General features: G+C 39.2%; 19 protein-coding genes. 3 read left to right on the top strand and 16 right to left on the bottom strand.

Annotated features, from left to right (window positions below; all coding sequences use genetic code 11):
* The first annotated feature begins 112 nt into the window (after positions 1–112).
* Entirely contained in the window at positions 113–4396 is a 4284-nt protein-coding gene (locus tag CH362_RS12020) for a PAS domain-containing protein (protein ID WP_165780260.1), read from the top strand.
* On the opposite strand, the gene CH362_RS12015 is transcribed toward CH362_RS12020, so the two are convergent.
* The 4 genes from CH362_RS12015 to CH362_RS12000 all read right to left on the bottom strand — a co-directional run bounded on the left by CH362_RS12015 (position 4386) and on the right by CH362_RS12000 (position 11021).
* A complete protein-coding gene (locus CH362_RS12015; protein ID WP_100710573.1) occupies positions 4386–6452 on the bottom strand; it encodes a methyl-accepting chemotaxis protein in 2067 nt (688 codons plus the stop codon). The two genes, CH362_RS12020 and CH362_RS12015, sit on opposite strands and share 11 nt — an antisense overlap.
* Before the next feature lie 21 nt (positions 6453–6473).
* Entirely contained in the window at positions 6474–8723 is a 2250-nt protein-coding gene (locus CH362_RS12010; protein WP_100710572.1) for an ATP-binding protein, read from the bottom strand.
* A 13-nt stretch (positions 8724–8736) separates the two neighbouring features.
* Entirely contained in the window at positions 8737–9123 is a 387-nt protein-coding gene (locus CH362_RS12005; protein WP_008597002.1) for a response regulator, read from the bottom strand.
* Between the two features lie 176 nt (positions 9124–9299).
* The gene (locus tag CH362_RS12000) at positions 9300–11021 is read right to left on the bottom strand and encodes an EAL domain-containing protein (RefSeq protein ID WP_100710571.1); all 1722 of its coding nucleotides are present in this window, start codon (positions 11019–11021) and stop codon (positions 9300–9302) included.
* Between the two features lie 188 nt (positions 11022–11209).
* Here CH362_RS12000 and CH362_RS11995 point away from each other — a divergent pair, with 188 nt between their 5' ends.
* Positions 11210–12838: a peroxidase family protein gene (locus CH362_RS11995; protein ID WP_100710570.1), complete on the top strand. Its 1629-nt coding sequence runs from the start codon at positions 11210–11212 to the stop codon at positions 12836–12838.
* 22 nt (positions 12839–12860) lie between these two features.
* Positions 12861–13958 carry a histidinol-phosphate transaminase gene (hisC, locus tag CH362_RS11990; protein ID WP_100710569.1) on the top strand — a complete coding sequence of 366 codons (1098 nt, stop codon included), beginning with the start codon at positions 12861–12863 and terminating at the stop codon, positions 13956–13958.
* A 14-nt stretch (positions 13959–13972) separates the two neighbouring features.
* Here hisC and CH362_RS19270 read toward each other — a convergent pair whose 3' ends face one another.
* From CH362_RS19270 to CH362_RS11930, 12 genes are all read right to left on the bottom strand, one after another.
* A complete protein-coding gene (locus tag CH362_RS19270; RefSeq protein WP_165780259.1) occupies positions 13973–14143 on the bottom strand; it encodes a hypothetical protein in 171 nt (56 codons plus the stop codon).
* Positions 14144–14384: 241 nt separating this feature from the next.
* Positions 14385–14831, bottom strand: coding sequence for an OsmC family protein (locus CH362_RS11980; RefSeq protein WP_100710567.1), 447 nt, complete (start codon positions 14829–14831; stop codon positions 14385–14387).
* 127 nt (positions 14832–14958) lie between these two features.
* Positions 14959–15435, bottom strand: a complete 477-nt coding sequence (locus tag CH362_RS11975; RefSeq protein WP_100710566.1) for a DUF1801 domain-containing protein — start codon at positions 15433–15435, stop codon at positions 14959–14961.
* Positions 15428–16006 carry a YdeI/OmpD-associated family protein gene (locus CH362_RS11970; protein ID WP_100710565.1) on the bottom strand — a complete coding sequence of 193 codons (579 nt, stop codon included), beginning with the start codon at positions 16004–16006 and terminating at the stop codon, positions 15428–15430. The genes CH362_RS11975 and CH362_RS11970 overlap by 8 nt, the downstream gene beginning before the upstream one ends.
* A 5-nt stretch (positions 16007–16011) precedes the next feature.
* Positions 16012–16380, bottom strand: coding sequence for a DoxX family protein (locus tag CH362_RS11965; RefSeq protein ID WP_100710564.1), 369 nt, complete (start codon positions 16378–16380; stop codon positions 16012–16014).
* A 10-nt stretch (positions 16381–16390) separates the two neighbouring features.
* Complete coding sequence (locus CH362_RS11960; RefSeq protein ID WP_100710563.1) at positions 16391–16855, bottom strand: SRPBCC domain-containing protein; 465 nt, start codon at positions 16853–16855, stop codon at positions 16391–16393.
* Between the two features lie 3 nt (positions 16856–16858).
* On the bottom strand, positions 16859–17182 hold the full coding sequence (locus tag CH362_RS11955) for an ArsR/SmtB family transcription factor (protein ID WP_100710562.1): 324 nt from the start codon (positions 17180–17182) through the stop codon (positions 16859–16861).
* A gap of 86 nt (positions 17183–17268) precedes the next feature.
* Positions 17269–18531 carry a replication-associated recombination protein A gene (locus tag CH362_RS11950; protein ID WP_100710561.1) on the bottom strand — a complete coding sequence of 421 codons (1263 nt, stop codon included), beginning with the start codon at positions 18529–18531 and terminating at the stop codon, positions 17269–17271.
* Positions 18515–18754: a hypothetical protein gene (locus tag CH362_RS11945; protein WP_425269053.1), complete on the bottom strand. Its 240-nt coding sequence runs from the start codon at positions 18752–18754 to the stop codon at positions 18515–18517. The genes CH362_RS11950 and CH362_RS11945 overlap by 17 nt, the downstream gene beginning before the upstream one ends.
* Before the next feature lie 47 nt (positions 18755–18801).
* Positions 18802–19398, bottom strand: coding sequence for a YqaA family protein (locus CH362_RS11940; RefSeq protein ID WP_100710559.1), 597 nt, complete (start codon positions 19396–19398; stop codon positions 18802–18804).
* A 3-nt stretch (positions 19399–19401) separates the two neighbouring features.
* Positions 19402–21186 (bottom strand): DNA mismatch repair endonuclease MutL, encoded by a 1785-nt coding sequence (mutL, locus tag CH362_RS11935; protein WP_100710558.1) that lies wholly within the window; start codon positions 21184–21186, stop codon positions 19402–19404.
* 37 nt (positions 21187–21223) lie between these two features.
* On the bottom strand, positions 21224–23260 hold the full coding sequence (locus CH362_RS11930) for a sensor histidine kinase (protein WP_100710557.1): 2037 nt from the start codon (positions 23258–23260) through the stop codon (positions 21224–21226).
* Positions 23261–23278: the final 18 nt, after the last annotated feature.

Genomic DNA, 23278 nt, shown 5'->3' with positions numbered 1-23278 from the left:
AAAACAGAAGGACAATGATCTCCAAACGGAGTTAGATGAGGCGAACCAACGGATCTCCGAGTTAGAGGAAAAAGTAGAGAAACTATCTCGCTCGGAATCTGACAATCGTCTTTTGAAATCGTTAATCGATTATTCTCCTTCCGCGATCACGATTGTTAACTCCGAGACTGGGATCTTTGAGGTAGTCAACTCGACTGCAGAAATTCTTTTCGGATACACAAGAGAAGAATTCTTAAAGTTAGGTCCGGCAGATATCTCTCCTGAATTCCAACCGGATGGAAAAACTTCCAAAGTATCTGCTTATGAAAAAATAACCTTAGCACTACAAGGGGAAACTCCAGTATTTAGATGGAATCATTGTGATAAAAACAAAGAGATCATTCCGTGTGAAATACATTTAGTAAAGATCCCGGGTTCTAATAATCTAGTCCGCGGAAATATAATCGATCTTAGAAAAGAACTCGCAGCTGAAGTTCTACTCAAGACCAGAGAAGAACAATTAGATCTTGTCATAAAAAGTGCAGACCTTGGATTCTGGGATTGGAATATTCCAAACGGTATCGTAACCCCGAATGAAAAATGTGCAAAGATCCTAGGGTACACCTTGGACGAATTCCAAACTACTAGTGAATTCTGGACATCTAGGATCCATCCTGATGACCTGTCTCTCATTGTAGAGAGCCTGAAAGAACATGTAGAAGGCCAAGCCGAATTACTCGAAACAGACTTTCGAATGTTATGTAAGGACGGAACTTGGAAATGGATCCGCTCTAGAGGAAAAGTTTGGGAGAGGGATAAGGATGGCACTCCAATTCGAGCACTCGGTATTCATATAGATATTACCGAAAAAAAAGAAACTGAAAAAATCCTAGAAGATAAAGAAAGCAGATTAGATCTAGCAGTCCAAGGAGCTAACCTTGGTATATGGGATTATAATATTATAACAAACCAACATCATGTAGACGAAAACTGGCTGAAAATGTTAGGTTATCATCCGGGAGAAATTGAACCTACATACGAATTTTGGAATGAAAGCCTTCATCCGGAAGACAGAGACAAAACAAATTCTGCTTGGAAAGATTATGCAAAAGGAGAATTACCTGCTTACTCAATCGCATTCCGATTAAAATGTAAAGACAGCTCCTATAAATGGATCTTAACCAGAGGTAAAATAGCGGAGAGAGACTCGGAAGGAAATCCGGTCAGAATGATCGGTATCCATATAGATATCTCCGAACAAAAACAAATAGAAGATGAATTAAGAGAAACAAAACTATTCCTAGACAGAGCCCAAAAAACGGCCAAGATAGGAAGTTGGGAATACGATATACCTTCCGGAAAAATGACCGCTTCCGAAGGCCTTTATCAAATATTAGAAACAAATGATAGAATGCTTGTACCTACATTCGATTATATGCATTCTGATGATAGAGAAAGAGTAGAAGAACATTTTAAAAGATCAGTAATAGAAGGTATTTCCGCTGAGATAGAATATAGATCCATTACACCTTCTGGAAAGGAGAAGGTCCTATTAAACAGAACCGACTTTATCAAAGATTCAGAAGGAAAAGTCCTTAAACTATTAGGAACGATCCAAGATATCAGCGACGAGATCAAAAGAAAAAAGGAAGAAGAGGACAAAACAAACATAGAAAGACTAACTTCTTCTATTTCCACAGAACTGATCAACCAACCTATATTAGAAATTGAAGAAGCGATCGCCAACTCTATCTCTAAGATCACTCAAACATTCAAAATGTCTAGAGGTAATCTAGTATTATACGATACTGAAAAATTAACGAGGACCTTGGTATACGAGTTTATTTCACCAGAAGCAAAAAACCAAGAACCAAGCTGGCCTGCAGAAAGCCCAGTGGATCCAAATAATTTTCTCACAAAAAAGATCCTGGAAGGAGAAATAGCCACTCTTCAATTAGAAGATTTTCCAGAATCAGATGCACGAGATAAAATGCTCTCATTACAAATTCAGTTCTTGATCGCAGTTCCTCTTACCTTAGAAGGAAAAGTGGTTGGTGGCTTAGGAATGACTTCGGAAATCCCTTTGAGGCAATTAGGAATGAAGTTCGGAGAATTCGAACTCGCAAACTTAAAAGCAATCGGAGAGACACTTACTAACGCATTAGAAAGAAAACGAAAACATAGTGACCTTCTCGCAGAAAGAGACCTTCTCGCAGAAATTATGAAAACTTCAGTCGCGGCGATCACTGTATTAAATCCTGACGGAGAAATTTTATACGCCAATGCTTCCGCAGAAAGTGTACTTGGACTAAGTTTAGAGAAAATCCAAGAAAGAAAATACAATGCACCTGAATGGAAAGCCACCTCAATAGATGGGGGTGAATGGACAATAAACGATCAACCATTCATGCGAGTCCTCACTTCAGGCCAACCTGTATCCGATGTTCGTCACGCAATAGAAGATGAATTCGGAAATAAAAAATTCTTATCCATCAATGGAGCACCTATCAAGGACGCTTCCGGAAAAATAAAAAATTTAGTCTTCTTAGTAACAGATATTACTGAATCACTTTCAGCTGAAAAAGCATTAAAGCTGAGCGAAGAAAGACTCAGACTTGCACTTAACGCTTCCAAAATGGGGACTTGGAGTTGGAATCTAACAGATAGAACTGCTCACTGGTCCACAGACACTGCTTCTATTTTTGGAATAGACCTGCATGATTTTGAGAAAGATAGTTCAATTTTTATGGATTTGGTTCATCCAGATGATAAAGACCTTCTTCGAAAATCAATGCGCACTAGTTTTTATGGAAAAGAAAATGCAATCAATATAGAGTATAGATTCTTTCATCCTGACGGAACAATCCATTGGTTAGAGGTAAAAGGACAAGTATATCGGAATTCTAAAAAGCTTCCGGGAAGAATGGCAGGGATTATTGCTGATATCACTGACAGGAAAAAGTCAGAGGAAAAATTAAAAGCAAGCGAGGCCAGGTTCCAAACCTTTTATAGATTTGCGAACGAGGCAATCATCTTCTTAGATCCGAGAACAGAAAGTATCTTGGATACGAATCCTGCTTTTTTAAGAGTATTTGGTTTTAATCAAAAAGACATTCATTCGATTTCTCCAGTCACATTATTCACTCCTGATTCCTGGGCAACATTACACGCAAGGATTCGCTCTTTCGAAAGTTCCGAAAACCTGGAATTAAGAGCAATACGCGGTAACAAACAAGTGTTTTCCGCAATCGGAAGTGTTCACTTTTATACGGAAAGAGAAACCTATGTAGCAGCAATCAGCCTTTTAGATACTTCTGCTATCCAAGAAGTAGAAGAATTAAAGGTGATCAATGATGAGATATCAGTCAGGAACAGACTGATAGAGATGCAAAAAAATGAACTACAGGAAACATTAGAAAACCTTAAAAAAGCACAGGCTCAACTCATCCAATCAGAAAAGATGGCGGCTCTTGGGCAATTGATCGCTGGTGTGGCACATGAGATCAATAATCCTATTGGAGCAGTACAAGCATCCAATCAAAACTTACAAGAATGTTTGATCCGGTTCCAAACCATTTTACCTGATGTACAAAATGTATTAACCGGAATGAATTCAGAACAAGTAGAATCATTCCGCCAATTCTTAAGTTTAGTCAGACAACCAAAAGATCAATTGGCCGGAATGGAAGAAAGAAACGCTAAAAAAAGTATAGCAGTTCAATTACAAGAATTGAATATTCCTTCTCCTTATGCGATTGCAGATACTCTTACAGATATGGGATTTAGGGAATTGCCTAAGATAGCACTACCCTTCTTGGTCTGCGAAAAAGCAAGTGTGCTCTTGGAATATTCCGCTTTGGAAGCATTCTTCTTCTCCAATACAAATACGATACAGATCGCAGTAGACCGGGTTTCCAAAATTTTATATGCTTTAAAAAACTTCTCTCATTTCGATACTACTTCTGAAAAAATCCCTGCGTCGATCACTGAGAATATAGAAACAGTTCTTACAATCTACCAGAACCAGCTCAAAAAAGGGATCCAAATATCCAAGGAATACGAGAATATTCCAAAAATATTATGTTATCCAGATGATCTCATCCATGTATGGACAAATTTGATCTACAATTCTCTGCAAGCTATGGAGTTCAGAGGAACAATCAAGATCAAGGTTTATCAAAAGGTAGACTCTATCTGTGTGGAAATTACAGACAATGGACCTGGAATCTCTGAAAATATTATAGATAAAATTTTCCAACCATTCTTCACCACAAAACTTCCAGGAGAAGGAAGTGGATTAGGATTGGATATTGTGAAAAAGATCGTAGAAAAACACGAAGGAAAGATAGAAGTAGAAACAAGACCCGGATTTACAATGTTCCGGATCCTTATTCCTTTTTTAGAAGTTAAAGTTTAAACTTATCTACAGATTTAAGAAGTCCTTCGGATTGTTGGTGCATCTCACCTGAATAAGAAGTTAGATCATCCGCTCCAGAAGCAACTTCCTGGGTACCTTCTGAAATACTTACAATAGTCTTAGTGATCTCATCAGTAGCACGTTTTTGTTCTTGGACCGCTTCTTCTATCTGTAAACTGAAACTCATGAGAAAATTTGCTGATTGATGGATATCTTGGGTATTCTTCTCTTGGGTTTTAACGGATTCTAATACCTTCTTCGCTGATAAACCGAATGAATCCACTGACGTCCTAAGTTTACGAAGTATGTCACTCGCTTCTTTAACCTTAGTGTTTCCGTTATGAACTGCATTATTGGTGGAATCAACAAGCTCTCCAATCTCTTGCACTGAAGAAGAAGTTTGAGACGCAAGTTTGCCGATCTCTTCTGCAACTACTGCAAATCCTTTACCCGCTTCTCCTGCACGCGCCGCTTCAATTGCAGCGTTCAAGGCAAGAAGATTTGTTTTTTCGGAAATTTCAGTGATGATAGATAAGATCTCATTAATACGACTAGCACTTTCTCCAATCTCATCCATGGCTTGGTTCGTGGCACCCATCGCATTCTCTCCAGTCACTGCTCGTTCCTGGGATTCTGATGCAACTTGAGACAATATTTGCATTTCGTTGTTAATAGTTCCGATCTGCTCTCGGAGTAAGACTACGTTTGTATCTATCTCCTTCATGTTCTCAATCGCTTTCTCCATAGATCTACGAACATTCTCAGCAGATGCTGCAAGCTCTTCTACCGCAGCTGATGATTCTTCCGCGGCTGAGGCTTGTGCCTGAGCTACATCCGAGAAGTTACGGCTGGACTCTGCCATTTGATCTGAGGTGGTATTTAGTTTAGTAGAAGATGTTTTGATATCCGATATGATCTTAGAAAGGTTTACTTTCATCATATCCATGGATTTGAGTAGTTTTCCTATCTCATCTTCCCTCGTGATTTCCATATGAGAAGTCAAATCTCCATCTGCAATCTTCTCTGAAAAACCAATCGCTTCTAATAATCCAGTTGTGATGAGTTTATTAAAGATCAAATTCAGAATGATCAGGATTATCACCATGATAATGAGAGAAGATAAAATCGTCTGTAAGATCACTCCTCTCATATCCGACCAAAAGATTGAATCAGGGATGGATACTTCTACCGCCCAAGGTTTATCATAATTTCCTAATAAGAATGGAAAAAAATATCTGGTGTGACTTGCACCCTTGATCTGAAAATCTTCTCCTTTCGAACTTAGCTCTTTTACCTGGGCACGGATATTCTCTTCTGGAATTGCCTTACCCACTAAAGAAGGATCTCCACCATTTGCTGCATAGAGCCCGTCGGGAGAAACTAATGCAAGATAACCCTCTCCTCTAAATGGTCGGATGGGCCCCAAGAGTTCTTGGAGATTTTCCATGGCGATATCTGTTCCGACAGTTCCTACAAATTTTCCGTTTCGTAGGATTGGTTTAACCATAGAAACCATTAGTACATCTTTTCCACTTACGGAATATACATAAGGATCTGAAATAAAATCTTTCTGGGTCTTTTTAGGAATTCGATAATAAAAGCTGATCGTATCATCTACGTCATAAGATTCTGCAACCGTAATTTTTAATTCACCAGTCGCTCTATTCCAATATGGCACAAACCTACCAGTTACGTCATGGTAAGGTGCATTTTTGTATCTTGCATCCTGTCCATCAAAAGCATTAGGTTCGTATAATACCCAGGTCCCGAAAAAATGAGAATCTGTTTCGGCTAACTTTTTTAGAGAGGAGACCATTTCGTCTCTATTAGGATGAGAAGTTTCCAACATAAATTGAAAACCTCTTAAAGATCCCAAAACTGAATTCAGAAAGTTAGAAATCTCATATTGATAACGTTTACCTGCCATAGTAGATCCTGAATCCACCTGTGACTTTAAACTGAAATAAGAAGAAAATGAATTGATACCCGCCAGAACAAAGGAACCGGTCAAAAGTACGATCGATAAATAAAGTGAAATCCTATATCTGATACTCATAGTAAAAGCCCGAGCTATATTTTATTCTGATTTTGGAAAAGAAAAGCGAAAGATAGTGCAGCCGGGTTCACTTTCCCAATTCCAGCTGCCACCGTATTTTTTGGAAATGGAAGCAGCAACGGCAAGTCCAATACCTGCACCTTCTCCTTCCGATTTTCCGGAAGATAAAACTTCTCCCACCTTCTCTCTAATATTTTTAGGAATACCAGAGCCGCTATCTTCCACTTCGCAGATTACCTTGGATTCTGCGTCATAGATATTTACTTTAAGTGTCCCTTCGCCGGACATTGCTTGGTATGCGTTATCCACTATTTGAGTCCAAAGTCTTACCAGATCTTCTGGAACACATCTCATGGTAGCTTCTGAAATATAATTTCTTTCGACTGTGACTCTGTTTCCGCCAGCGCCTTCGTATACCCCAAGCACAACTTCCATTGTGTCGGAAACTTTAATCCATCTTTCTTTATCTTCTTTTGCGATCCCTGAATATGTTTCTAAAGCGGATACAATTTTGTACATTCTATCAGTGGATCTGTGAATGACTTCCTCTGAAATTTCTAATCCTCGGACGGCCATCAAAAATTCAGAAATACGTTCCCATTCGGAACATCTGCATAATTGAAGAATAAACTCAGGGCAATCCGCAAATCCAAGCTCTGCAACGACAGCCGCCTTATCCCCTGCCTCTTCTATTTGTTCCTGTTTTAAAAATGCTTCGATAGAATGTCTGGTCTCTCTGAACTTTTTGCCAATCTGTTCTTTATGGTTTTCTAATGTTCTTTTTAAAGTAATATTAAAAAATTCTCTCTCAGACTCGGGACCCTTACTCAAATATTCAAACAGAAAAGGCAGAAGTGCCACAACTCTCTTCACATAAAAGGAAATATTCTCTCTGGAAGCTCCAATTGCCCCGAGTGGATTATTGATCTGGTGACTAACAGCCCCAGATATCCTACCGATAGCCGCTAACCTTTCATTTCTAAGTAAGGTTTCTTGTGCGGTTTTTAATTCCCCTAAAGCAACTTCTAATTCTTCTTTTTGAAGACGGATAATTTCGTTACGTGAATAAATTTCAGCGGATTCTCTTAGGATCTTTTCTGAACGGATCTGTTGATCGATCGCGGCCAGTAACTTCTCCTTCATATTTTCCAATGTTATAAAAAGATGATGGATCTCATCCTGGAATTTTCGAGTAGGTATCTGAGCGGAATAATTTCCAGCTCCTAAAGAATCCGCAAAAGTAGTCGCTTCAGTTAAACCTTCTGATACGAACTTGCAAAAGAATCTATCCAGAAAATATAAACATACAGGCAGAAGAGCGAATGTAATGAGTAAACATCTTAGGATAATAGGCCCAAGATCTTTCCAAAGAACCGAATCCGGAACATATACTTCTATGGCCCAATTCTTTCCGTAGGTTCCCATGCTGAATGGGAAAATGTAGGAGTTCCCACCTTCTACTAAATAAGCAAAAGGTTGCCCCGAGGCTAAGGATTTTTGAATGGAATCTTTTACTTCAGGAGTTCCTGCATTCTTTCCTTGCAGTATCCCTTTTGCACCATGAACCGCATATTTTCCACCCGGAGAGATTAATGCCAAATGTCCGTCACCGAATGGTCTTTTGGAAAATAATTCTTCTTCCAGATCCGAAAGTTTCAGATCTAAACCAACAATCCCTATAAATCTTCCTTGGCGGCTAATAGGCCTGATCAAGGAGATCATAAAAATATTCACTCCTTCTAATGGATAAAAATAAGGTTCTCCAACAAAGTCACTTAACGTAGCTTTAGGGATTTGGTAATAGTTGCCACTTTCGTCGGTATTATCATAATAGACACTTTCTTCTAAACTGATCTCATCTGGGTTTTTGACACTTCTATGAAAGTAAGGAACAAATCTACCATTTGAGTTGGAACCCTTACGACCTATAAAGGAAGAATCTTTTCCATCAAAAAGATTTGGTTCGAAAACTGCACCAGCTCCTAAAAATCTTTTATCATTCTGAAAAAGATCCACTAGATCTTTTTCAACGGAAGCGCGAGAAGGACGAGTAAGTTCCCAACGAGTTTTAACTTCTCCCACCTTGGAAATTGCTTCTGAAAAAATTTTACGCACTTCGAAGGATGCACCTTCTGCTTTTGCAAACGCAGCTTCTTGGGAAGAAACTTTGGAATCATAGAATGCGGCCGCGGCCACCAACAAGGTTAGCAAAACGGAGAATGCAAATAGAACAATAGCGCAATAAAGAGAGAAGCGCGTTCGAAGGCTCATTATGCCCCCCTATTTATTTAAGGGCTGAGGTGATAGTGGTTACTAATTCTTTTTCGTCCCAGGGCTTTTTCAAGTAGCTGTATAAATTGATCTCTTTTTTTAAAGCTTCAACGGAAGCAATGTCCGCATGACCTGTAATGATGATCTTTTGGATCTCCGGATATCTTTGGTGAACGATTCTCAAAAATTCGTCTCCCTTGATATTCGGCATCAGCCAGTCGGAAATTACGATCAGGATCTTGACTCCCTCAGTTACTAATTCTTCGATGATTTGCATCGCTTCGGACGCATCTAGAGCAGTCTCATAACGATAAGTATCACCCAGATGTCTTTTGACTTGGGACTTCATACTCATCAAAATGAGCGCTTCATCATCAACAAAAAGAATCGCTTTCTCCACCGCGCCCCCGGTACCAACCTATAAAATTAGACGAACAAAAACGAAAAAACCCCGGCTCAAAATCCGGAGCAAAACAAGGATACTTACTCTATAAATTATGTTTGCAACTCATTTTCGACTTTATTGTTCGAAAGAATGAATTACAAAACCACCCGGAAAAAAATAGGCCAAAGTACCTACTCAATAATTTTTATCGAAACTGGGGTTATGTCAGGAGAAGGCTGCATAATTAGGTATCCTTGCGAATATTCTATGCCCAGAGAACGTACAACCTTCAATTCTTCCGGAGTAGAAACGAATTCCGCGACTACTTTTGCTCCAATTCTGTGAGCAAGCTCCGTGATGGCAGAAGTTAGAATGAATGCAGTTCGATTTCTTTCCAAAGACTGAATAAATTTTCCATCTATCTTAATGAAGTCAGGTTGGATCTCCAATAATCTGGAAAAATTAGAGTGTTCTACTCCAAAATCATCGATTGCAATTTTCGATCCCAACTCTTTCAGTTCTGCGATCACTTTCAGTCTTTCCGGATTTCCGTGAAAACTTGCAGTTTCTAAAATTTCAAATGTCACTCTAGACGGATCAATTCCGTAATGTTCCATACGAGAAGAAGCCCATTTTGGAAAACTTGGGCTCTCTAATTCTGTCTCAGACAGATTGATAGAAAATGAATAAGAAGACTCTGAAAATTTACGAAGTGCTTTTTCGAAAAGTATAGGACTAATCCTTCTCAAAAGTCCAGTCGACTTTGCTAGATACAAAAAACTCGCAGGCGCATATACTTTTCCATCTTCTACGATCCTGGCGAGGCATTCAAATTTTTCGACCTTACCAGTTTGGTTGTCCATGATCCCTTGGAAATAAGGCACTACATTTCCAGAGTGGATTGCTTGGTTCAGCCTTTTCCCCAGATCCATATTGATCTTATACAGATCCTGGTCGTCCATCTTCTCAGTATAGGAATAGATCCCTGATTCTGAATCGAATTCTGGCTCTTGGCTTGCTTTTACGAGTGCAAGTCTCGCTTTATAATATAGATCTTTTTTTCCACTAGCAGTGGCTATGGTTGCGTTGATCCTAAAAGAAATTCCGGAAGCAGTAAAATAATCAGAGCGGAGAAGTATCCGAAATGCGATCAAATGAGGAAGGAACTCCTCTTCTGATACTTTGGAAAGTATCGCAACCTCATCCTCGTATACATGGAAAATTTCTCCATAGTTTCCCAGAATAGATTTCATAGAATCCAGGAACTTCTTCATTAAATCCTTATAGAGAGAAACTCCAAAATCTCTTGTGGTCAAAGAAGTGGATTCTATACGTATCAACGCGAGAAGAGAATCTTCTTTTTCTTCCACTGCGAGATCCAATCTTCTTCTTAAAGATTCCAAATTAGGAAGTCCAGAGTCTCTATTATAAAGTAACGCTTCTTCTAATTTTTTATTCAGTTCAGAAAGAGATATATCTGATTCATAAGAACGGACTGCTTCTTTTACAGTCATGAGTAGATCGTTTGAGTCCCAGGGTTTGGAAAGATATCTATATAAGTTTGCTTTATTCAAAGCATTTCCCACGGACTCTGCACTCGCCTGTCCAGTGAGCATGATCTTCCTGGTATTAGGATTTGTTTCTTGGATACGGATCAGAAACTCGTCCCCTCTAATCCCAGGCATCACCTGGTCGCTTAATATTGCGGGGATATGAATTCCTGCCTGGTTACATTCTTCTACTATTTGGAGAGCTAGCTCTGCGCTGTCTGCAGCTTCTATTTGGTAAGTTTTTCCAAAGGCGGATTTAAGTTGTTCTTTGAGTCCCCTCAAAATGATCAACTCGTCGTCGACGCATAAAATCACCGATCTTTTAGGTGATTCATCTGATGATCCATTTTCTTGGTTTTTCACGATCGGATACTCGGAGAACTGGGAATTAGACGTGGAAAAAAAGAATTTCCGGCTCGGGCAAAAGAATATTTTTATTCTTAGAGCGCATATCGATCGGTCTGAATATTAGTCTTTTAGTATTTTTCATCTAATATAAAAATGAACAAGGATTTAGATCCAATATTGGTCGCCGGATTCAATCTCCCTTTATGATAAAAATTATCTTCGAAAACGATAAGGAAGTTTTCCTCGAACCTTCCGAATTAAACAAGCCATTATTACAAATTTCACTGGATGCAGGAATCCCTCATATACACGCATGTGGAGGTAACGCACGTTGTTCTACATGTAGGGTATTGATCCAAGAAGGAGATGAAAACCTTCTTCCCCGCAACGAAAAAGAAACGGCGTTAGCTCAGAAGAAAGGATTTCCGGATAACGTAAGGCTCGCCTGCCAAACAAAAACCACAGGTGATATCGTACTCAGAAGATTAGTCATAGATGAGGCGGATCAGGCTCTTGCTTCTACATTTTCCGATCTGACCTCTGGGATAGAAAAACCAGTGGCGATCTTATTTAGTGATATTAGAGGCTTTACAAGTTTTTCAGAAAGTCATTTGCCTTATGATGTAGTCCATATTCTAAATCGTTACTTTTATAGAATGGGTGATAAGGTACTTAAATATGGTGGGATCATCGATAAGTATATAGGCGATGGACTTATGGCGATTTTCGGTTTAGAAGATCCAGATCCAGTCCGTTCAAATCTAAGCGCAATCCGATCCGCTCTGGAGATGAGATCTGAATTAGAAAATTTGAATACATATCTTCAAAATCATTTGGGATCCGAATTCGAAATTGGAATTGGGATCAATTATGGAACTGCAATCCTTGGAAAATTAGGTCATCCATTGAGCATGTCATTCACTGCGATCGGAGACACAGTTAACTCAGCAAGTAGGATCGAAACAACTACGAAGAAGGCAGGCGCCAAGATCTTAATTTCCCAAAAGGTTTATGAATCCGTAAAGGAAAGAATAAATAAGGGAAGAAGTTTCGAAACGAAGCTGAAAGGTAAAACCGGAAATTATAGAGTTCATGAAGTATTAGGAACCAAAAATAATTGTGAAGGAAGCATTTGGCAAGAAACAGGATATAGGATCTGGGACAAGATTGATCCGACAGAAGCTGGAGCTTGGCTTCGTATGGTATTTCATGCTTCTTCCATCTTCTCCGCAGATGGAGAATGGTTAGGCCTCGAAGGTTCTATTCGTTTTCCTACAATCCTAAATGATGAGAATAATCGCGGAGTCACAAAACAATTAGAAGCAATCATCCATTTAAAAGAAGATTTGGAAAAAGAAGGAAGAGTTGGAATTCCTTCTCTTGCTGATATGATCGCACTTTCTGGCGCTCTTGCACTCCAAAAAGCAGGAGGACCTCAGGTCCATATTCTTCCAGGAAGAAAGGATTCCAGTTATCCGAACGGAAGAATGTTAATGCCTGTAGATAGTCCTGATATAAAAGATTCTCTGGATTATTTTTCTATGATGGGATTTTCCACAAGAGATACAGTTTTACTCTTGGGAGTCCATACTTTGGGCTGGCATGCTAAGGGATCTTTTACGGAGACTCCGAATATATTCAATAATCATTATTTTAGAGATCTACTTTTGGATGGTGGGGTCAAAATGCTCGCTACAGATCGGGCTCTACTCGCTTCCGAAGAAACCAAAAGAATGGTGATGGAATACGCGCTCAGCGAATCCTTATTTTTCAAAGACTTCCAAGGACTTTACCAAAGATTGGTAGAACAAAAACGATTGGAAGAATCCTGACTCCGTTTTTTTCTGGAATTAGATGAGATTCCAGCCCGCTTTAGACAAGATCCCGGCTTACGAGGCCGGTAAACCAATTGAACTAGTCGTACGTGAATACGGAATTTCTCCTGACAAAGTTCTTAAACTTGCCTCGAATGAGAATCCATACGGTGTATCTCCCAAGGTTTCCGAGGTCATTAAAGGAGCTGTATATAAGATGCCCTTATATCCTGACGATTCTTATAAGGCGCTAAAGGATGCACTTGCAAAGGCCCACGGAGTAGATTCAAAAAATGTAATACAAGGGAACGGTAGCGATCAAATATTCGATTTTGCTACAAGATCTGTTTTGAATCCAGGAGATAAGATCCTCCAAAATGGAAAAACATTCTCCATGTATTCCATTTACGCAGGACAATGTGGCGCGGAGACAGTCCATACAAATTCAGAACTCCATGATTTGGACCAATTTCTGGATCTGTATAAAAAACATTCTCCTAAGATCATATTCATCTGCACTCCTTGTAACCCAATCGGAGATGCTTTGGATCAGTCAGATCTATATACTTTTCTCCAAAAAATTTCCTCCGATACAATGGTCGTATTGGATGCAGCTTATATGGAATTCGGAAAAACTAGAGATCCTAAAAAAGAAGTAAAAGCTGCAGATGTAATTTCAAAATTCCCAAATGTATTATATACAAATACATTCTCCAAAATTTACGGATTAGGTGGAATGAGAATTGGATACGGGATCGCTTCTGAAGAAATGATCCGGGCATTCTATAAATTAAGACCTCCATTTAATGTTTCTCAACTTTCTCAATTAGCAGCCGCAACTGCGTTAAACGATAGAGAATTTGTGGAGAATTATCTAAAATCAAACTTAAAAGAAATGATCCGCTATGAAGAGTTCGCAAAGAAGAAGGGGCTCTCCTACTTCGAATCCTATGCAAACTTTATCACGATCAAATTGGATTCTGCAAAATTAGATTCCACCCAAACCTTCGAAACATTGCTGAAGGAAGGGATTATATTAAGAAATCTGAAAAGTTACGGATTGAACGCTTTGAGAATTACGATAGGAAGACCCGAACAGAACGACCGGGTATTAGAAAGGCTTTCGGAACTTCTGTGATAAGAAGCTCCGGTTTATTTTTCGTATAGATCTGGTCTAAGTCGGACCACTTTTTCGTCTCTGCTTTCTGCCTTTTTAGTGGAGAAATTTACAGCTTCTGAACGAGCAAATTCCTTTCTTACTTGGATAGGTCCAGCGGATTGGAATTGGCTTTTTTCGTTTTTCTCTTTCTCGGATCGAAACATTCGAAACCTCCTTTTTTCGTCTTGAGGGGTAAGACCCGCGGCTTCCATATTTAGTTTCGTCTCGAAACAGCGATTTCCTTACCGTATTATGTCAAAATTTTTTAGTTCTTTAGTAAGATACCTCTTATCTACAACAAGTGAATGACTAGAATATTACAGAAGGATATTTCTTTTAAAGCGAAGGTAGGAACTCCTTTCCGAAAATTCTCAATAGAATATTCGAAAAGGAACCTATATTTGATCAAGCTGCAACAGAAGATCCAGATTTTTGGTATAATACTCCTACTCCGGATAACGTATCCTTCACAGGGCAAATCCTCTCTATATGAGCAAGTAGAGAATCCACATTTTCTTTAGGAGAATCTGTTTGAATATCTACCCTATAACGGATCTGCGAAAATCCAGGGCGAACAGGTGCAAGTTCTTGGAACCCATCCAAATCCAGATCTCCTTCCACGAATACATGGAAATCCTTCAACTCTACCTTATGAGCAGGAGCATAAAGAGAAACCAAAACTCCCACACAACTTGCTAGTCCACCTAACACGAGTTCAACTGGATTCGGTCCTTGGTCAGTCCCGCCTAAAATTTCAGGTTCGTCCACCACCCATTTATGATTCCTGGATTGTAGGTTTAATTTTAATCCTCCCGCCCAAGAAGCCTTACTTTCGAATACAGTATTTGCCATATCATCCTCCCGATATTGAAATCATTCGGGACTCTTACTTTTGGATGGGAAGAACTTAATATGTTATTACGGATATTTTGGACGCTTTATTGAACAAAAGAATAGACCCTTGCCCAATCACTTGGCCTTACATTTTTTCGCCGGGCAGGTCGCTCGCTTGCTTGATCCAAGAAGAAAGTTGAGCCTCATCTATCTTATCATTCTCTTTGATGTCGAGGTAACGGACTTCCTTTTGTTTGGATTCACCAGGAGGAAGTGGTTTCAAATGGCTTCCTCTAAAGAAAGCAATCTTAACGTATTTATTAAAAACATGAATTCCTAGAAACCAACCATCCCCTTCAATTCCGTATAAAGGAGAATTCCATTTTACCGCTTTATATACATAAGGAACTGTGCGGGTTATGATTTCGTCGAGTTTACGACCAATATCCTTTTTCCAACCAGGCATTGCGGAGATATATTCCTGGACCGGGCCGTCTCCATAACCTTTTGCGATTTGGGGATTCCCACCCGAAAGTAAGACCGGCTGCTTTTTCTTAGGACTCTTCTTTTTAACCGCAGGTTTTGTGGGTTTCTTCTTTGCTACAGCCTTCTTCTTAATCATCTAATCCTTTGCCTTTCAGAATATGCGGGATATACTTTTCTATTCTCGCCTCTCTGGTCTTAGATTGTTTTGCAGAAGAAAAATGAAGAAGGTAACCTCTTTGTCTACCAGGAGTTAATGAGTCGAAAGCAGATTTTAAGTTGGGAGATTCCTCAAGCTTACTTAAGAATTCCTCAGGCATATCAAACTCTTTGGTCTTTTTAAAATTTACTTTTTGTCCGGACTTTTCTACTTCTATCGCATTTTTGATATAAGATTTCAAAGAGGTTTTAAGCTTATCGATTTCTTTAAGATTAGTAAATCGAATTTGGCGAGCGGACTGCACATTTTTAGTTTGTTGGATTAGAATTCCTTTTGGGTCTTTTAATAAAGCGCCTTTGAAAAACAAAAACGCACAATATTCTTTAAATCCATGTATCAAAACTATATTATTTTCTTGAGATGTATAACAAGGCTGACCCCATTTTAATTCTTCGGTAAGTCCGGAAGCTAAAGCGATCTTACGCAACGCCTCATATTCTTCCTTCCATTGTTTGGCCTTATTAAAAAAGAAATCAACCTTAGGATTCATTTAGATCACCCTTGTAATTTTCTGTCAGCCGGTCTGAAATACCAAGACACTACTGTAAGCACCAGTAATAATGCGGGTCCGAAATATTCTTTCGCTCCGTCTCCAGCTGCAAAATGAGAAAACACCGCTCCAGACATTGTAAAGAAAAATCCTGCGTATGCCCATTCCTTTACTAAAGGATATTTAGGAACAAGAACAGCGATCACTCCTAATAATTTCCAAACGCCTAATATGATCATCAAATATGCAGGATAACCTAAATGTGCAAACATATCAGCTTCTTCTTTCATTTGTATCGTCTGAACGATCCCAGTCGACACCATCCCTAAGGAAAGCCATGCAGTAGCGATCCAATATATAATCTTATTTCTCATGTCCAATATCCTATTTTAATTTAATTACGATTTCTTGTAATCTGTTATGAGCCATATTGATACCTTGTGCGAAAGGCATTTTTAATAATTGGTCTCTGAGTGAGACAGACTTAAATATGATATGCATTGTAAGTTTGCTTTTCTCTTCTCCTAAAGATTCGAATTCTAAAAATTCAAGTTGGGGTGGAAATGGAGAATTTTCCATCTCAAAAGTACGGATAATCTTTTGGTCCTGAACAAATTCATGTATAACACCATTAAATCCGTGTTTGTTTCCAAGAGGATCCGTGGTTACATATTGCCAGCTTCCATGCTTATTTGCTTCTAATTTCAGAACTTTTGTTCCCATCCATTCTTCTACAATTTCTGGTTCAATATGTGCCTTAAAAACTAGATCCACAGGAAGATCAAATTCTCTTGTGATCAGCAATTCTTGTTTGCCGTCTTCTGCATCAATTTTGGTTTTTCTTTCCATATTCTATTTTCTTGATTTGTATTTTTTCATTACGGACTCTAGCTTATTGAATCGATCGTCCCACATATTACGGAATGGTTCTATAAAGTCGGCAATTTCTTTCATCTTGTTTGGATTCAATTGGTAATAAATTTCCCTACCATTTTGCTCCTGCTTTAATAATTCACACTCCGTGAGTATTTGTAAATGTTTGGAAACTGTGGGCCTGGCCGTATCAAAATTAGAAGCGATCGCTCCCGCAGTCATTGCCTGAGAAGCCACAAGCAAAAGTATTGCCCTTCGCGTAGGATCGGCTATAGCCTGGAATACGTCCCTTCTTAGATTCATTATGTAGCCACTTAGCTACAATTTAAAATGTAGCTATTTAACTACGCAACAAATATTTGAAGTTTTTTGCGGAAAATATAAGAGTGCTACTCGTAATTTTTGCCGGAGATCTTTTTCCAAATGGAAGCCAGATGTTCTTTAATCTTTCCTTCCATTCCGTTTTTGGTTGGTTTATAAAATTGAGGCGGATTGTCGGAAAGATCATCTGGGAAATAGGAGAATGGCACAAATCCACCAAAATCATGAGGATACTTATAACCCTGTCCTGCTCCCTCTTTTTTATGGGTAGAAGTAGGAGCATTTCTCAATCGATTCGGGATTTTTAAACTCGGGCCCCTCTCTTTTACAAATGAAAGTGCAGAACCAATTCCTAAATAAGACGCGTTGGACTTAGGGCAAGAAGCCAAGAATGTAGTGACCTGTCCTAAAATGATCCTTCCCTCCGGCATTCCGATTGTTTCTAATGCATGAAGTCCTGCAACCGCTAAGGGTAAACCATGAACAGAAGCATTTCCAATATCTTCAGAGGCCAAGATGATAAGTCGCCTTGCGATGAAGAGTGGATCTTCTCCCCCTTCTAACATCATTGCCAAATAAAATAATGCTGCGTCCGGATCACTTCCTCTCACAGACTTGATGAATGCAGAGATCACATCATAATGGCTTTCTCCGCTTTGATCGTATTCGATTACTCTACTTTCTAAAAATGTTTCTATATCGGAGGCCTCTATGGAAGCTCCGGAATCTCTGGAAAGAACAAGACCCTCTAAATTAGAGAGAAGTTTTCTGGCATCTCCACCTGAATATCGAACCAAAAGAGAACTTGCTTCTTTTGTAATATTCGGTTTTGGATCTAAAGATTCTGTTCCTCTGGAAAGTATTTCCAAAAGGTCATTTTCACCCAATGGTTCCAGCCTAAGCACCTGGCATCTGGATAATAGAGGTCTTGTAATTCTGAAGGAAGGATTTTCAGTAGTAGCACCAATCAGAACTATTCCCCCGGTCTCAACTCCCTTTAATAAACTATCTTGTTGAGAAGAACTGAATCTATGTATCTCATCCAAAAAGAGAAGAATACTCCCTTCTTTCTCGGATCTTTCTAATAGTTTTTTGATATCTGCAACGCCTGTTGTGACTGCGTTGTATTCTACAAAAGGTAATTTCCAGGTATTACCTAAGATCCTGGCAATCGTTGACTTTCCTGTGCCAGGAGGTCCGTATAATAGAATGCTTACTGGTTCTTTATATTTTTGTAATTGAAGCTTTGCCTTTTCCTGTCCAATGACCTGAGCAAATGAACTAGGTCTGATCTTATGAGGAAGAGGTGCTCTTTCAAATAGACTGCCCAAGTTCTTCTTCCAATTCTCTTTGGATCTTACGTATGCAGGAACGGATTGTAGAATTGCATACATCGCATGCGCTATGACAGCATACTAAGGATTGTTCTCTGATCTTTCCATCCAATACATTCTCTACCAATTCGGAAATACGAACAGGCAAAGCAAACCAATCTAAATTTTCTAAGATCAGCTCTTTTCTGGTTTTAGGAATAAGTCTGGGAGAATCGTCCATTATCTAAATTTTTTACCTTTGCTTTTACTTAGAGTCAATCCGAATGTTTAGATCCCGATCCATCCGCCCTTTATTAGATAGTAATAAAGAATAAAACGGGGAATCCTAAAAAGTGCGGCTGCAAAAAAAAGATCAAGTCTCATTTTCATTGCACCTGCTGCCACTGAGGTCCATGAATAAGGCAATGGAGTAAGTGCTGCAAGCACCACCGCCCAGAATCCAAATCTTTTTACGTATACTTCTAACTTCTCTTCATGGTTCCGAATGAACTTAGTAAATACGGTTAACTTAGGAAGAAGGAATCTTCCTTGAGAGTAGGAACATCCCCCAGCAAGTAAAGACCCAACGGAAGCAAAGAAGATTACCCAAAAATCAGGCATCTTTGCAGCTACTGCCAAGATCAAAAATGTATCGGGAGGAAAGAATACATGCACTGAATCCGCAACGAATATAGAAAGTCCTACTCCCCATACCCCGGTGTAATCCAAAAAGAGGCCAGCTACTTGTGTGACTCTTTCATTGAAAAATCTTGCAAGAACGAGTACTATCAATAACAAGATCACACTTGCGATCAATGTTTGTCTGATCAAGGTGGAGATTACATTCTCCGTAGAGTTTTTAAGTGCTTGGGATTCTGTTTTCAAATTTTACCTGCGATGAAACATTCTTTCCAGATCTTCTCTGGTTAATTTGACCAAGGTGGGTCTTCCATGAGGACAGCGGGATGGATTCTCACAATAACTCAAACGATTGAGCATCTCCGCGATCAGATGATCCGAAAGTTGATCTCCCTTTTTAACAGCAGATCTGCAAGCCACACATTTTGCCATAAGATCGTATAACTCAGGCTCAGGAACTTCCTTGCCACCTGTACGATTTAAAAAATCCAGAACGATCTCTTTTTCATGCCCAGGCAGAAAGTAACCAGGAACTTCTCGAAGGACCATCGTATCTTCTCCGAGTGAGTCTAATTTTAAACCGACTTCTTGGTATTCTCCTAGCCTATCTTTTATATCTTCTGCTTCTTGTTTAGAAACAGGAATACGAACTGGAGTGAGAAGTGGTTGGATCCCGTAATTTTTCTTTTTAAGTTTTCTTAATACTTCTTCGTAACGGATCCTTTCGTGGGCAGTGTGCTGGTCTATGATATAAAAACCATCTTCTCCTTCTGCCAAAATAAACGTTTCGAATAATAATCCAAAATGTTTTTTAGGAATAAACTCTGAATGTTTGATCGGCATATCAGTTAGATCATCTAACCTTGAGCCAGGACCAACTGCTTCTACAAGAAAAGAAGGAGAATGTTTTACTTCTTCGTAAAGTGCTCCGCCCAAAAGATGTTGTTCTGTTCCGGAGGAAGAAGAACCAGAAAAGGAATATAATGTAGATTCCATCTTTTTAGGCTCAGGTCTTAAAAGTCTGTTTTTTAATTCTAAAAAGCTAACTGGAGTGCTGGACCTAAGTTCTTTTTGGATCAATTGCAAGAAGAATGTATTAAATCCTTCTTCGTCCAGGAAGCGGATCTCCTTTTTAGCAGGATGAACGTTTACATCTATAGATTCAGGATCTACTTCGAAAAATAAAAAACAGTATGGATGAGCGTTCGGAGGAAGAAGTTCATCATAACATTTTTTCAATAGATGAGAAGAGTATTTAATCTCAACAGGCCTTCCATTCACGAAAATGAATTGGCCGGTTCGATTGGATTTATAAAAATCAGGATCACTTATATAACCTGTCGCCTTCCAACCTTTTCTTTCCAGTTGGACCTCCAACAAGTGGTCCCTGAAATTTTCTCCGAATAGATCTATGATCCTTTCTCTTTTATTCTTAGGAGGAAGTCTATATATCTCCTTATGATCCTGAACGAATCTAAATCGGATATCTTCTCGTGCGAGAGCCTGGATAGTTACTTTATCTCGGATCTTCTTATCTTCTGAACGAACTGATTTTAAAAATTTTCTTCTGACTGGAGTGTTATAGAATAGATCCTCAACCAGGATCTTAGTTCCCTGAAAACCTGGGATGGATTCTTTGGAAAGGATTTGTCCTTTTTCTGACCTTACTTTCCAAGCCGTGGGCTGGCCTGTTCCTGTTTCGATTGTAAGTTTGGAAACGGAGGCGATGGATGCCAATGCTTCTCCCCTGAATCCATAAGAAGAAACTAATTCAAGATCTTTTAATGTACGGATCTTACTTGTGGCATGTCTTTGGATTGCAAGAGGGATATCTTCTTCTTCTATCCCGGAGCCGTTATCGGAAAGAAGAAGTGAGGTCAAACCTCCGTCTCTGGACTCGACCTCGATCGTGTCCGCGCCTGCATCCACCGAGTTCTCCATCATTTCTTTCAAGACGGAGTGGGCAGATTCTATCACTTCCCCGGCGGCGATTTGGTTGATTAATTCCGGACTGAGCTCTTGGATCCTTCCCATATACTTTGGACCCAGCTTGGAAGGAGGAAATCTTATGTCAAGATTGGATTTCCGGTTTAGATAGGGCGATTTCTAGGATGAATTCGGAACCTTTACCTGGCACACTCTGGACTGAAATATCCCCGTCCATTTTCTGGGCGAGAGCCTTACAAAGTGCGAGTCCAAGCCCCGCTCCTTGGAAAGGTTTAGTAACTCCAGAATCCACCTGCTGGAATGGATTGAATATAGAACTGAGTTTATCTTCGGGAATTCCAATGCCTGAGTCTTGGACCCTAAATCTAAGTCGATAGTCTAGATTCGTATCTTGGACTTTTTCTCCTATAAGTTTGACAAATCCTTTTACTGTGAACTTCTCCGCATTTTCTAAAAGGACCAAAAGCATAGTTTTAAATCTTTCTTCATCACCTTCTACAATTTCTGGAAGGTTATCCGAAAGTGTTACGCTGAAATCCAGATTCTTTCTGCGGATTTTGTCTTCTACCCTCATAGCAGCTTCATAAACAGATGCTTTAAGGCTAAAACGTTTATTCAAAAGATATAATGTACCTTTTTCTAAACTGGAAGCGTCTAACATGGAACCAAGGATGACCATCATAGCATCCCCACTTCTTTTAAGTAACTCCAACATTTCTTGGTGTTCGGGTTTAAGATCTGAATCCAGCAACATCTGAGTGATCCCCATGATCCCGTTCATTGGAGTTCGCACTTCATGATCCACATTGATCAAAAATTCACTTTTTGCTTTATTGGCTGCTTCTGCCTCGTCTCTTGCAAATTCTAATTCCCTGGTCCTTTTTCTAACCAACTCTTCTAAGTTTGTATTTAGAATTTCTTGGACCTTCTCTCTTTCTCTGAATCCGCTCAACATTTTGTTAGATAAAGAAAGTGAATTTCCAAGTACAAATATTCCAACTCCGATCCCGCTCAGTTCCCAAGAATCCAATATTTCAGCATGGAATAATATCTCACTTGTCATGAAGAATAGAAGAAAGATAAAACCAGTGAGATATATATAAGCTCCCACCATTCTCCGAGAAACTGCCTTTGCTAAAACTACCAAAGAGCAGGCGCCATTAAATACAAAAAGAATATAAGAAGGATTAACTAGATAAGAGTAGATCGCTGGCCCAGTAAACAAAGTGATTAGGGTAAATATTCCTGCGAAAATATATCCTAATTTCAGGAATTTTTTTCCGAAGTCCATAGGAAATACTTCTAACAAAAAATGCTGGGCCAATGGCATCCCCATAAACCAGGAGATAAATTCAGTCCTAAGATATATTTCAGGTCCTACTAAAAAATGTTCAGGGAATAATCTGACTCCAGTGGAATATAATCTTAGTCCCACTGTGATAGAAAGAATTCCGAGTATCAAAGCAGAAGAATCTTTTTTATAGAAAACTGATACGAAAATATGAAATAGACCTAAGAAGAAAAGTCCTCCGCAGAGTATTCCTTCTAAGTCCCTTCTGTCCATATAATAGCGACTTACACATTCCGCAGTACCTAAGATAGGAGGTTTCCAAAGTCCTCCTTTTCTATACTGATAATTTGAAATTTCAAAATCAAGATGCGCTGTTCCCTGCCATGCGGGAAGAATAGAATAGCTGGTTTTAAGTTCGAGTCCTTCTTCCGTTGGATCTCCTACCCTTCCCACTTCATTGATTATTTTTCCGTTAAATAGGATCCTATAATTTGTTCCTTGGTCATAGGAAACTAAATGTAAACTTTCTACAGGGGTAGAAGAAACCAAGTCCACTCTATACAATGCTTTTCCGTATTTAGGAAATTCTCCCTCGTCAGAACCAGGCCAATCATGTTTGGTCCAGCTCCCCGGGACAAGACTTGTGGAAAATTTTTCAGGCTCTTTAGGAATACTTGTATCTGGAGTAACACCCAACCATGCAAACTTCCAATCTCCAGTCATTCGGAAACATTTTCCTTGCTGGATAGATTTTTCCCAATCTATAACACCATTCTCTAATAAAGCTTTTTTAGGAGAAGGTGTACAGTATGCGAAAAATAAGAATGCCGCGAAAAGAAAGAACGGATCCTTTTTAGAGAAAATTCCCATAGAGTTGGCTATCTTTTA

It is taken from the genome of Leptospira saintgironsiae (assembly GCF_002811765.1).
GTDB lineage: Bacteria > Spirochaetota > Leptospiria > Leptospirales > Leptospiraceae > Leptospira_B > Leptospira_B saintgironsiae.
The sequence above is the reverse complement of the archived record's forward strand: the minus strand, read 5'-3'. Positions and strand labels throughout refer to the sequence as shown.